This window comes from Xanthomonas sp. NCPPB 1128 (assembly GCF_001043115.1).
Classification (GTDB): Bacteria; Pseudomonadota; Gammaproteobacteria; order Xanthomonadales; family Xanthomonadaceae; genus Xanthomonas_A.
Genome location: NZ_LFME01000043.1, coordinates 22,291 through 35,109 on the forward strand (window position 1 = coordinate 22,291; position 12,819 = coordinate 35,109).

General features: G+C 71.4%; 10 protein-coding genes. 8 read left to right on the forward strand and 2 right to left on the reverse strand.

Translation table 11 applies throughout. The features are described 5' to 3' along the window. Window position 1 precedes the first annotated feature (1 nt). The 6 genes from ACP93_RS19160 (at window position 2) to ACP93_RS19185 (ending at window position 6,498) form a co-directional block, all read left to right on the forward strand. Window positions 2–979, forward strand: coding sequence for an NAD-dependent epimerase/dehydratase family protein (locus ACP93_RS19160; RefSeq protein WP_048492254.1), 978 nt, complete (start codon window positions 2–4; stop codon window positions 977–979). Further along, window positions 976–1,824: an MBL fold metallo-hydrolase gene (locus tag ACP93_RS19165; protein ID WP_048492255.1), complete on the forward strand. Its 849-nt coding sequence runs from the start codon at window positions 976–978 to the stop codon at window positions 1,822–1,824. Before ACP93_RS19160 ends, ACP93_RS19165 begins: the two co-directional genes overlap by 4 nt. Then, on the forward strand, window positions 1,817–2,998 hold the full coding sequence (locus tag ACP93_RS19170) for an ATP-grasp domain-containing protein (RefSeq protein WP_048492256.1): 1,182 nt from the start codon (window positions 1,817–1,819) through the stop codon (window positions 2,996–2,998). Before ACP93_RS19165 ends, ACP93_RS19170 begins: the two co-directional genes overlap by 8 nt. Next, a complete protein-coding gene (locus tag ACP93_RS19175) occupies window positions 2,995–4,110 on the forward strand; it encodes a hypothetical protein (protein ID WP_048492257.1) in 1,116 nt (371 codons plus the stop codon). Before ACP93_RS19170 ends, ACP93_RS19175 begins: the two co-directional genes overlap by 4 nt. Before the next feature lie 143 nt (window positions 4,111–4,253). Beyond that, window positions 4,254–5,441, forward strand: coding sequence for a GGDEF domain-containing protein (locus tag ACP93_RS19180; protein ID WP_048492258.1), 1,188 nt, complete (start codon window positions 4,254–4,256; stop codon window positions 5,439–5,441). Between the two features lie 43 nt (window positions 5,442–5,484). After that, a complete protein-coding gene (locus ACP93_RS19185) occupies window positions 5,485–6,498 on the forward strand; it encodes a Rieske 2Fe-2S domain-containing protein (RefSeq protein ID WP_082143539.1) in 1,014 nt (337 codons plus the stop codon). Here the strand turns inward: ACP93_RS19185 and ACP93_RS19190 are convergent. Both ACP93_RS19190 and ACP93_RS19195 read right to left on the reverse strand, forming a co-directional pair. Further along, window positions 6,488–9,388: a bifunctional diguanylate cyclase/phosphodiesterase gene (locus ACP93_RS19190; protein WP_082143541.1), complete on the reverse strand. Its 2,901-nt coding sequence runs from the start codon at window positions 9,386–9,388 to the stop codon at window positions 6,488–6,490. The two genes, ACP93_RS19185 and ACP93_RS19190, sit on opposite strands and share 11 nt — an antisense overlap. A gap of 181 nt (window positions 9,389–9,569) precedes the next feature. Beyond that, on the reverse strand, window positions 9,570–10,496 hold the full coding sequence (locus ACP93_RS19195; RefSeq protein ID WP_048492260.1) for an oxygenase MpaB family protein: 927 nt from the start codon (window positions 10,494–10,496) through the stop codon (window positions 9,570–9,572). Window positions 10,497–10,672: 176 nt separating this feature from the next. On the opposite strand from ACP93_RS19195, the gene ACP93_RS19200 reads away from it, so the two are divergent. Next, window positions 10,673–11,290 carry a hypothetical protein gene (locus ACP93_RS19200; protein ID WP_048492261.1) on the forward strand — a complete coding sequence of 206 codons (618 nt, stop codon included), beginning with the start codon at window positions 10,673–10,675 and terminating at the stop codon, window positions 11,288–11,290. A 265-nt stretch (window positions 11,291–11,555) separates the two neighbouring features. Further along, a partial coding sequence (locus ACP93_RS19205) for a TonB-dependent receptor (protein WP_048492267.1) occupies window positions 11,556–12,819 on the forward strand: 1,264 nt, incomplete at its 3' end.

Below are 12,819 nucleotides of genomic sequence, written 5' to 3' on the forward strand. Positions count from 1 at the left end.
CATGGCACGCGTCCTGGTCACCGGTGCCTCCGGCTTCATCGGCGCCTACATCGTGCGCGCCCTGGCCGAGGCCGGCGTGCCGGTGCGCGCCAGCGGCCGCGACACCGCCAAGCTGGCGGCCTTCGCTGGCGATCCGCGCATCGACGTTGTGCGTGCCGAACTATGCAGCGACGACCTGGCGCCGCTGCTGCATGGCTGCGCTGCGGTGATCCACTGCGCGGCGTTGTCGGCGCCGTGGGCCAGCGCCGAGACCTTCCGCCTGGCCAACGTGGTCGCCACCGAACGCCTGCTCGCCGCCGCGCTGGCCGCGCGCGTGCGCCGCTTCGTGCACTTCAGTTCGCCCAGCATCTACTTCCGCTTCGCCGATCAATACCAGATCAGCGAAGACTTCACCCCGCCGGCGCGCTGGATCGGTGGCTACCCGCAGACCAAGTGGGAAGCAGAAGAAAAGGTACGCGCCGCAGCGGCGGCCGGACTGCCGGCAGTGGTGCTGCGTCCGCGCGCGGTGTTCGGCCATGGCGACAACGCGATCGTGCCGCGCTTGCTGGCGGTGGCGCAGCGCGGCTGGTTCCCGCTGGTCAACGGCGGCCGCGCGATGATCGACGTGTGCTGCGTGGAGAACGCGGTGGCCGCGGCGCTGGCCGCGCTGCGCGCCGAGCACATCGGCGACGGCCGCGCCTACAACATCAGCAACGGCGTGCCGATCGCGGTGCGCGACCTGCTGACCGAACTGTTCGCGGTGCTGCGCCTGCGCGTGCGGCTGCTGCCGGTGCCACGCGGACCGGCACTGGCCCTGGCCACGCTCGGCGAACAGATCGCGCTGCGCCGGCGCGGTCAACCGGAACCGCGGCTCAGCCGCTACGGCATCGGCGTGCTCGGCTATTCGCAGACGCTGGACATCGGCCGCGCGCGCCGCGAACTCGGCTATGCGCCGGTACTGTCGACCGAGGCCGGGCTGGCCGCACTGGGGCGGCCATGAGCGCGCCACGGCTGCGCTGGCGGCTGTACGAGGCCGGCCACTGCACGCACCCCGAACGCGCCACGCGGCGCGGCGCACCGCTGGCGCCGTGCCCGTTCCCGGCGCTGGCGGCGCTGCTGCAGCATCCGCAGCACGGCGATCTGCTGTTCGACACCGGCTACGCGCAGCACTTCTTCGACGCCACCGCGCGTTTCCCCGAGCGGCTGTATCGCTGGCTGACTCCGGTGCAACTGGCGCCCGGACAATCGCTGCGCGACCAGCTCGCCCGCGACGGCGTGGATCCGGACCATATCGGCTGGATCGTGCTCTCGCACTTCCATGGCGACCACGTCGGCGGCGTCGCCGATTTCCCGCAGGCGCGCCTGGCCTGCGCACGACAGGCCTGGGACGACCTGCAGCGCCGCGGCCGGCTGGCCGCGCTGCGCGAAGGCTTCCTGCCGGCGCTGCTGCACGGCGCGCGCCCGCGCATGCACTGGATCGAGGCGCTGCCCGCGGCCGCACCGCCCACCGCGCTGCGCGACTTCGGCACACCGCGCGATCTGTTCGGCGACGGCAGCGTGCTGCTGGTGCCGCTGCCCGGGCATGCGCCCGGCCACTACGGCCTGTGGTTCGAGGACGCGCACGGCCCGGTGTTCCTGATCGCCGACGCGGCCTGGTCCAGCGCCGCGCTCGCCGATGGCACGCCGCCGCCGGCGCTGGTCACCCACCTGCTCGGCGAGCACCGCGTGTATCGCGACACGTTGGCGCGGCTGCATGCGCTGCGCCAGGCCGAGCCGGCGTTGCGGCTGGTGCCCTCGCATTGCCGGCAATGGCGGCCGGCGCCGGCGGAGCACACGCATGGCTGATGCCCCCGGCGTGCTGATCACCGGCGCGCGTGCGCCGGTCGCCCTGGACCTGGCGCGCCGTTTCGCCGCGCAGGGCTGGCGGGTGCACCTGGCCGACAGCGTCGCCAGCCGCATCTCCGGCTGGTCGCGCGCGGTCGCCGCGCATCACCGCGTCGCCCCGGCACGCGATGCGCCGCGCGCCTGGCTGGCCGATCTCAACGATGTGCTGGCACGCCAGCGCATCGACGTGCTGGTGCCGACCTGCGAGGAAGTGTTCTACCTGGCCCGCTACCGCAGCGCGCTGCCGGCGCAACTGCACCTGCCGCTCCACGACTTCGACACGCTGCGCACGCTGCACAGCAAGTACGCGTTCATGGAACTGGCGCGCGGTCTGGACAGTGACGTCGACGTGCCCGACAGCATCCGCGTGCACGACCTGGAACAGGCGCGCGAATGGGCGGGCACTGCGCCACTGGTGCTGAAACCGGAATTCTCGCGCTTCGGCGTGCATGTCCGGCTGTACCCGCACGGCATGCTGGCCGCGGACACGCCGCTGCCCGATCAGGGCGCCTGGGTCGCGCAGCGCTACTGCGATGGCGAGGAACGCTGCTCGTATGCGTTGGCGCGCGACGGCGTGTTGCTGGCGCATGCGGTGTATCGCCCGCGCTATCGCCTGCGGCGTAGTTCCAGCTACTACTTCGACGCCGCGCCGGATCCGCAGATCGAGCGCTTCACCGCGCAGTTGGTGCAGGCGCTGCGCTTCAGCGGGCAGATCTCCTTCGACTGGATGGTCTCCGCGCAAGGGCGCTGCAGCGTGATCGAGTGCAATCCGCGCGCGACCAGCGGCCTGCACCTGTTTGCCGCGACCGACCCACTGGTGGCCTTGCTGTGCGGCGACGCGGGCGATGCGCAGGCGCCGCTGCGCCCGGCCGACGACCGCGCGGCGATGCTGGGCATGCTCATGCTGGGCGTGGCCTTGCCGGCAGCGTTGGGCCATGGCCGGCTGCGGCAGTGGCGCCAGGACTACGTGCGCGCCGAGGACGTGCTGGCGCCGCGCGGCGACCGCTGGCCGCTGGCCGGCACGCTGTGCGACCTGGGCAGCCATGCGCGGCTGGCGCTGGCGCAACGCTGCAGCGTACGCGAGGCCGCCACCCGCGATACCGAATGGGACGGCGAGGCGCTGCCGCCGCCATGAACGCCGGCAGCGTCGAGCCCGCGGCCCCCGACTACGCCGCGCAGCTGCAGCGCTTCACCGCGCTGCATGCCGGTGGCGACGCGCAGCAACTGGCCGACAACGCGCAGGCGCGCATCGAGGTACTGCAGGCCGGCGCGCTGACGCTGCCGGTGACGGTCGGCGAACACCACCCCGGCAACGCCTGGGTGTGCTCGCCGCGCACCACCTATGCCGACTACGCCGCCGAGGAAGCCGCGCGGCTGCTGCCTGGCACACTGGCCGCACCGGTGCGCGGCCTGTGCGGCGGCATCGGCGCGTGGCTGGACTGGGCGCGGATCGACCGTGCGGTCACCCTCAACAACTGGCTGCTGTCCACCAACCTGTATCCGCCGCTGCCGCCCGGCAGCCTGCGCACGTTGCTGGACGCCGCACGTGCGCGCTGGCCCGACCACGCGCTGTGGTTCCGCTCGCTCAATGCGGTGGACACGCCGCAATGGCTGCACGCGCTGCAGGCCGAAGGCTTCACCCTGATCGCCAGTCGCCAGGTGTACATGTACCAGGACTGGCCGCAGCTGCTGCGCCATCGCGACCTGGCCCGCGACCTCAAGCTGGTCGACCGCCGCGATCTGCAGCGCTGCGGCAACGACGCCATCGGCGAGGCCGACTATCCGCGCATCGCCGCGCTGTATGCGCAGCTGTATCTGGAAAAGTATTCGCGCTGCAATCCGGCCTACCACGCCGGCTTCCTGCGTGCCTGGCACCGCGCCGGGCTGCTGCGCTTCGACGGCTTCCGCGACGATACCGGGCAGTTGGTGTGCATCACCGGCCTGTTCGGCATCGGCGGCACCGTCACCGCTCCCATCGTCGGCTATGACCTGCGGCTGCCGCAGCGGCTGGCGCTGTACCGCACCCTCACCGCCTGCGGCATCGACCATGCGCGACGGTACGGCCAGCGCCTCAACCAGAGCGCCGGCGCTGCCAGCTTCAAGCGCCAGCGCGGCGGCATGCCAGTCATCGAATACAGCGCGGTCGATGCGCGCCACCTGCCGTTGCGGCGACGCCAGCCGATCGCCGCGCTCGGCGCGCTGACCCGGCGCATCGGCGTGCCGCTGATGCGCAAGTACCGGTTGTAAGGCAACGCAGCACCACGCCAGAAGGCAGACCGTAATCGTTTTCAGCCTCGATCGCGCATGCCGCGCCGGATGTCAGGCGCTGGCACTGGCATATACTTTGCTGCACCTGCAACACCTCATCGCCGCGGCGGCCCGGAACATCTGTGGAATGGATTGCGCATCTGGCCCATGCCGGCACCCTGCTGATCGTCAACGCATTGCTCGCGGCAGTGTCCTCGGCGATGTTCCTGGCCCTGTACGTCACCGGCCGCAAGGAACGGCACGCGCGCAGCCTGCTGCTGCTGGCGCTGAGCTACGGCGTGTTCGCCCTGGGCTTCGGCATCCTGCTGGCGCCGGCCTGGAACGTCACCAACTTCTGGGTCAACCACATCGGCAACGTCACCTTGGACGTGGCCACCATGCTGACGCTGGTGGCGGTGAACGCTTATCTGCGGCGTCCGCTGCTGCAATGGACGCTGCTGGTGCCGGTCGCGCTGCTCTGCGCACTGGAGCTCTACAGCCTGTCCTACGCCAACCACGATCACCGGATCATGGTGATCTTCGGCGGCATGGTGCGCGGCCTGCTGACCGCCGCGACCGCAGTCGCGCTGTGGCGCTATGCCGACAGCGTGGTGCGCTCGGCGGCGCGCTTCACCGCCGTCTGCCATTTCCTGTGGGCTGGCATGGTGGGACTGCGGATCGCCTGGTGGGCGCTCCACCCCGATGCCGATACCAGCTACGACCCGACCACCAACTTCGGCCTGCTCTCGCGCATCGTGCTGACTGCAAGCATCACGCCCGGTTTCCTGTGGATGCTGACCCGCGAAATGAATGCGGAACTGATGCGGCATGCCTCACAGGATCCGCTCACCGGGGTGACCAACCGCCGGGTGATGTGGGAGCGCGGCGAGGCGGCGACCCACGATGCCGCGCGCAAGCAGGGGTCGGTCGCGGTACTGATGATCGACGTGGACCATTTCAAATCGATCAACGACCGCTTCGGCCATGCCGTCGGCGACCAGGTGCTGATCGCCATCGCGCAGACGCTGGCGCAGCACATCCGCACGCCCGACCTGCTGGCGCGCATCGGCGGCGAGGAATTCATGGTGCTGGTCCCGCATGGCGAGGAGGCGGGGGTGCGCGATCTCGCCGAGCGCCTGCGGCGACGCATCGAGCAGCAGCAGATCGAGGCGGTGCCGGAGACACCGCTGGTGTGCACGGTGAGCATCGGCTACTGCCTGTCGGCAGGGGCGCAGGCGCCCTGGCAGACCCTGGTGCTGGCCGCCGACCAGGCCCTGTATGCGGCCAAGCGCGCCGGCCGCAACCGGGTCGCCGGCACCGCCATCGCATGATCGCCTGCAGCGAACCACGGACGCGGCGGACGCCGCGAGCGGCATGAGCGCCTGGCATCCGTCGCTGTACCGACAGTGGTTCGCCGTCGCTCCCGCCGCGGCGTTGCGCCAGCGACCGCTGGGGGTGTCGGTGATGGACCGGCATGCGGCGATCGCGCGTTGCGCCGACGGCCGCCTGCTGGCGCTGGAGGACCGCTGCCCGCACCGGCACGCCCCGCTGTCGGCCGGCTGCGCCACCGGCGATGGCCTGTCCTGCCCGTACCACGGCTGGCGCTTCGACCGCGACGGCGCCCTGCGCGAGATCCCCGGCCTGCCGCCCGGGCAGGCGCCGCCGGCGGTGCGGGTGCGCGCCTTCGCCGCGCGCGAGCACGACGGGCTGATCTGGCTGCGTCCCGATCCGGAAGGCGCGGACGCGCCGTCGCAACTGGTGCAGGCGCTGCAGCCGTCGGCGCGGCGCTTCCTGTGGCGCACGCGCTGGGACGCGCACGTGGTCGATGCGCTGGAGAACTTCCTGGACCCGCTGCACACCCATCTGCTGCATCCGGGGCTGGTGCGGCGCGGCGGCGCGCGCACCGCCATGCGCGCCGAGTTGCGGCACACCGACGAAGGCTTCCACGTCGACTACCGCGGCGCCGCGGCGCAGAGCGGCTGGCTGTACCGGCTGTTCGAATCGCCGCGCATCCTGGAACGCGCGCATTTCGCCGCCCCCGGCAGCGCGCAGATCGAGTACCGCTACGCGCGCGGCGGCCGCGTGCGGATCAGCCTGTACTTCACCCCGCTCGGCGCACGCAGCACCGACGTCTTCGCCAGCCTGCACGTGGAGGGGCGCTGGGCGCCGGCGTGGGCGGTGCGCTTGCTGGTGTGGCCGCTGCTGCGCCGCGTTGGCGAACAGGACCGGCGCATGCTCGCCCTGCAGTCGCGCAACCTGCAGCGCTACCCGGGTGCGCGCGCTGCCTCGACCGCACTGGATCTGGTGCGCGAACCGCTGCGCCGCTACTGGGACGGCGAAGCGCTCCCGACGCCGGGCAGCGGCCACGACGTGGACCTCATGCTGTGACCGTGCAGAGCCGCTGCAGCACCTCCGCTAACGGGGCCGGGCGCCCGAGCAGATAGCCCTGCACGCCGCCGCAGCCATGCGCGCGTAGCCAGCGCAACTGGCTCTCGGTTTCCACGCCCTCGGCGACCACGTCCAGCCCCAGGCAATGGCCCAGGGTCAGCAGCGCCTGGCAGATCGAGGCGTTGCGCGGATCGCGGTCCACCTCGGCGACGAAGCTGCGGTCGATCTTCAGCGTGTCCAGCGGCAGGTCGCGCAGATACGCCATGCTGGAGAAACCGGTGCCGACATCGTCCAGGGCCACGCGCACGCCCAGCGCGCGCAGCTGCCGCAGCACGTCGCCGGCCTGCTGCGGCTGCCGCATCAGGCTGCTCTCGGTCAGCTCCAACTGCAGGCCATTGGCGGCCAACCCGACCTCGGCGCAGGCCTGCGCCAGGTCGGCGACCAGGTCGCCATCGAAGAACTGCAGCGCCGACACGTTCACCGCCACCGGCAGATCCGGCCATCCATGCTCGACCAGGGCGCGGCGCGCCCGCGCCGCGGCGCGCATCACCCAGCGCCCCAGCGGCAGGATCAGCCCGGTGTCCTCGCACAACTGGATGAACGCATCCGGCGCAATGAAGCTGCCGTCGGCCTGCGGCCAGCGGATCAGCGCCTCCAGTTCGCGCGGCGCGCCGCTGACGGCGTCCATGATCGGCTGGAAGTGCAGCTCGAATTCCTGGCGCTCGATCGCCTGCTGGATACGTCCGGCCAGGCGCAGGCGCTCGCCGGTGCGTGCCGCCATGGCGCGGTCGAAGCGCACCAGGCTGCGGCCCTCGGCCTGTGCCGCGTGCGCGGCCTGCGCAGCGCTGCCGATGACCTCGTCGGCGCTGGCGGCATCGTCCGGACACAACGCCACGCCGATGTGCGCCTGCAGTTGCTGGGTGAATTCGCCGCCCTGCACCGGCGCGTACAGCGCCTCCTGCAAGGCCTGCAGCGCTTGCGGCAGCGCCTGCGGATCCAGGATCGCCAGCACGAAGTCCTGCACAGGCTGGTGCGCGCTCAGGCCGAAACGTTCGCCCAGCACGCGAATGCGTTCGGCCACCGCGCAGCGCACAGCGTCGCCGGCGGCACGGCCCAGGGTGTCGCCGATCAGCGACAGTCCGCGCACCTGCACATAGGCGATCGCATAACCGTCGCGCCGCTGCGCATGCAGGGTCTCGGCCAGGGCACGCGGCTTGAGCAGGCCCGTGCTGAACTCGTGCTGGGCAAGGAACGCCAGTTCGCGCTCGTGGGCCAGGCGCTCGGTGACGTCCTCGGCCAGGATCAACCGCGCCGACACGCCGCCGAATTCCAGATCGGCGCTGTGGATGCACACCGACAGCAGGCTGCCGTCCTTGCGCCGGTGCGTCCATACGCTCGGCACGTCGAAGCCCTCACGCGGTTTGCGCACATCCTGCAGCAAGCGCTCGGCATCCTCCGGCGGGCGCAGATCGCGCAACTCCATCGCCAGGAATTCCTCGCGGCTGTAGCCGTACTGGCGCACCGCGGCCTGGTTCACTTCCAGGAAGCGCAGGCTGTCCACGGCGAATACCCAGTACGGCAGCGGATTGCGGTCGAACACCAGCCGGAACTGACGCTCGGCATCGAGCAGCCGCGCCTGCGCCGCCACCCGATCGCTGACATCCTGCACCGCGCCGGTCATGCACATGCCATTGCGGGTACGCACCAGCGCGCCGCGCGCGGCCAGCCAGCGCAGGCGCCCATCGGGCAGGTGCATGCGGTAGACGGTGTTGTAGTCCGCGCGCCCCTGCGCGGCGTCCTCGTACAGCTGCGTCACCCGCGCGCGATCCTCGTCGTGGATCCGCTCCAGGAACGCCTCGATGGGCAGCTGCATGCGCTGCAGGCCGAACATCGCGCCGGTCGGCTCGGACAGGCGCAATACGCGCTCGGCGATGTCGATGCGCCAGGTGCCGATGCCGCCCATGCCGTGGGCCAGGCGCAGATCCTCGTCGCCGCGGCGCAGGCGCTGCAGCAGGTGGCGCTGGCGGCGCTCGGCACGGCGCAGGCTCACCAGCAGATAGGCCAGGCCGAGCAGGTACAGCACGTACACCAGCGCCGCCGCCGCGACGAACCACCACCAGCCGGACAGCGTCTCGCGCAGCCCCACCCCGGCCACCGCCAGCAACGGATACGCACCGCCGCCGCTCAGCGCCAGGATCCGCGACGTGCCGTCGAAGACATCGCGGCGCACGCCCAGCGCGCCGCCATGCGGCATCGGCCGCGCCAGCGCGATCGGCAGGCGAGGCTGGCCGGCCGCAAGCGGGCGGCTGGCGGCCAGCAGCACGCCCTGCGCGTCGGTCAGCGCGACGATGCCGTCGCGTCCGCTGTCGGTCCCCTGCACGATGCGCTGCAGGGCGGCCACCCGCCATTGCGCCTCGACCCAGCCATCGGTCCCCCAGGGCACGGCCACACGCACCACGGCCTCGCCGTCGGCCAGGCGCAACGGCGGGCTCACGCAGACCCGACCGCCGCAGCGCGCATGCTGCATCCAGGCGCGCAGTGGTGCATCGCCGGCGCCACCGAAGCGGCGTTGCCCCTGCGCATTCAGCAAAGCCACGTCGCGCAGTTCCAGGTGTCGCGCCAGCAGGCCGTGCAACGAGGCGGCGATCAGCTCGGGCGCACGCACCGGCGTCTCCGCCAGCAGCGCCTGCGCGCCCAGGCCTTCGCCATGCAGGGCCTGGCCGAGATTGTCCAGTTGCAACTGCAGCAGGCGGTCGGCGCCGGTGGCCAGCGCCAGGCTCTGCCGCTGCGCCGCGGCCAGGCGGTTGTGGCGGTCCTGTGCCAGGACCAGCACCAGGCCGGCCGCCAGCAGCACCGCCAGCACCAGGCCCCAGGTCGCGATCGCCCGCAACGGCGCGCGCGTGACGCGCCGCAGGCTGTGCCGAAAGCGACGGTCGCGCTTCCTGTCGGCGAGCGGGTTCTGCGGCATCGAGAGTGGGGAATGGGGCGTAGGTGCTGGTTACAGCGGCCTGGCACCGACGATCTTGACCGTACGTGACGCAATACTGCGTTCAGCGGCACAGATAAACGGTTCAGCCCGCGGCGGGCCACTGCGCCAGTTGCTGCGTGGTCAGGCCGACGCGCCTGCAGGCACGCGCAGCGATGCCGTCGTGCAGTGCCACCCGGAACAGCGGCGCCACCCGCTGCAGCAACCAGGCCGGCACCGCTGGGCCGGTGCGCTGCAACCGCGCCTGCCGCAGCATGGCGCTGGCCCACGGTGGCAGCAAGGCCGCGCCGGCCCCCAGGAACAGTTCCCGCGACAGGCCTGGCGCCGGTACCGGCAGGCGCAGGCCAGCCAGCACCGCCAGCACTTCGCGCGAGCGCGCATCCACCCGCAACTGCGGCCGCTGCCGTTCGAAGTAGTCCAACACGGCCGCCTCGCTGGCCGGGACCTGGCGTGCGCCCAGCGCCTCGGCCACGCGCCGGCCTTCGTCGTAGTAACGGTCCGCGATCGCCGCCGGGACTTCACGGCAGTAGCGGCGGTAGCCCTGCAGGAAGCCGTAGGCCTCGGTCACGTGCACCCAGGTCAGCAGCGCCGGATCGTCGGCCGCGTAGGCACGCCCGTCGGGCGTGTGCCCGCGCACCCACGCGTGGATCGCGCGGACCCGGGCGATCTGGTGCTGCGCCGCATCCGTGGGCGCGTAGCTGGTGGCGGCGACGAACTGGGTGGTGCGGCGCAGGCGCCCGACCAGGTCCTCGCGGAAGTTGGAATGGTCGTAGACACCGGCCAGCGCCAGCGGGTGCAGGGTCTGCAGCAGCAGCGCACACAGCCCGCCGGCCAGCATCCCGGGAAACTCGGCATGGATGCGCCAGGTGACGCTGTCCGGACCGAACAGGCCGATGTCGCCGAGCGGCTGGTCGTAATCAATGGCGTCGCGCTCGCGCGGGAACGCGCCCAGCACCCAGCGGCGGATCTGGGTGGTGGCCGGAGCGGAGAGCGCACGTAGTAGCGAAGCCATGTGCCGATGCTAGCGAAGACGGCGCGAGCGCCGTGCGATGGCGTATGGCGCGCGTCGGCCGCGTGCCGCATGTGCGGCCGCAGCATGCACTTTGCGGCGGCTGTGCTAGAAAGAAGCTGCCTCAAGATCGACCGTCGACGTTCCACGTCCGTCACCGCATCTGCAAGGAGCCCGTCATGCTCGCTTTGTTCAAAGGCTTGGGATTGCTGCTCGAGGACAACGCGCTGCACCAGCGCTCGTTTCCCGAACAGGTCGCGCACTGGCAGCACAAGAGCGAGGCGCAGATCCGCGAAGAGGTGGCCTTGCTGGCCAAGGCCAAGCAGCAGTGGCTGGTGGCTTCGATCATCGGCTGGCAGGCGATCTCGCTGATCCTGCTCGGCGTGATCACCGCGCAGCTGTGGCAGCACGACTACCACCTGACCTTCTCGCGCATCGTCATCGTGGTCACCTCGTGGGTGGCGATCCTGTTCGTGATCTGGTTCATCGCCAACATGTTCGACCGCACCGCCGGCTTCGAGCGCTGGCTCACCGCGTTCAACAGCCGCGAGCCGCTCTCCGCCGATGCCGATACCGTGGAATGCGTGGCCGATGCATTGAACATGGCGCGCAAGTACCCGGAGATCCTCGCCTACAAGCGCGAAGTGGTGAGCAACCGCGAACTGCGCCACGAGGACATCCGGATCATGCGCGAGATGGGCCGTATCCGCCTGCATGCCGAACTGGTCGCCTCGCTGATCCAATTCGAAGGCACGCCGCCTGGCGGCCAGCCCGGCGTGTTCCGCGTCGCCGGCTGAGCCCGCCGCCGCCCGAGCGACGCGCACCGTCCGAACGGCGGCACAACGCCGCAAAGCGACCGCACCGGCGGTCGCTTTGCGTTTGTGGAGACCACGTTGCACGCGCTGTGCGCCGACGCTGCGATGCCGGCACAGCGCGGGGGCGGCACACCGGCGCAGGCGCGCCGCGCACCGGGCACGCCGCCGTGCGCTGCCACGGGCATTCCCAAGGCCGCCCTCGCGAAATATAATCATTCTCGATTAGAACTTTCGCCCCACGGTCTCGATGACACTGCATCCCCTTTCGTGCGCCTGCCTGCTGGGCATGGCGCTATGCCTGCCTGCGCACGCCGCCGGTGCCGACCCCGCGATGGACGCCGACAGCGGTGCCGATGCTGCACAGGCCACCGCCCTGCCCACCGTGCAGGTGCGTGCCGACGCGCAGAGCGGCTTCCGTGCCACCGGACCGGTGCAGGCCGACAAGTCCGATGCGCCGCTGGCGCAGACGCCGTTCTCGATCACCGTGGTGCCGCGCGCGCTGCTGGACAGCCAGCAGGCGCTGAGCCTGTCCGACGCGCTGCACAACGTCTCCGGCGTGGTCGCCAACACCTACGGCCGGCGCGGCTGGGACGACCTGATCATCCGCGGGCAGACCGCCTCCGACGCGCTGTTCGTCGACGGCCTGCGCACCGCCGACAGCAACCGCGTGGCCGAGCAACTGTTCGGCGTGCAGCAGGTGGAGGTGCTGAAGGGCCCGGCCTCGCTGCTGTACGGGCAGGTGCTCCCGGGCGGCCTGGTCAACCTGATCAGCAAGCGTCCCGGCGCCGAACCGATGCGGCGCGTCGACCTGGGCGTGGGCAGCGACGGCCTGCGCCAGGGCAGCGTCGATCTCAACCAGCCGCTGTCGGCCGATGGCAAGGTGGCCTTGCGCCTCAATGCGCTGGCGATGAACAGCGACGACCCGACCGACCACGTGTACTTCCGCAGCCGCTGGATCGCCCCGGCGCTGTCGCTGGACCTGGGCCCGCGCACCGACTTCGTGCTGCTGACCAGCTACCAGGAGCGCGACTACATCCGCCAGCAGGGCCTGCCGTGGGAAGGCAGCGCCGAACCCAACCGCAACGGCAGGATCGACCGCGCGCTGTTCACCGGCGAACCCGGACAGCGGCCGTACCACAGCCACCAGAGCCGGATCGGCTACGTGCTCGATCACCGCTTCGACAACGGCTGGAGCCTGCACCACGCCGCACGCTGGCAGAGCTTCGGCCTGGATGGCTTCCTGATCGCCAACAACGGCCTGGCCGCCAACCTGCGCACCCTGCGCCGCACCGCCATCCAGCAACAGTTCGACGGGCGCACCTGGGTGCAGGACACCTACCTGCAGGGCGGCTTCGCCACGGGAACCTGGCAGCACACCGTCACCGCCGGCTTGGACGCGTTCAAGACCTGGGAGTGGAACGTGCAGTCGACCTGCCGCGTCGGCAATCTCGACGTGTACGCGCCGGTCTACGGCAGCGCCGTGGTCTGCCCGGCCCGCCCCACCCGCGACA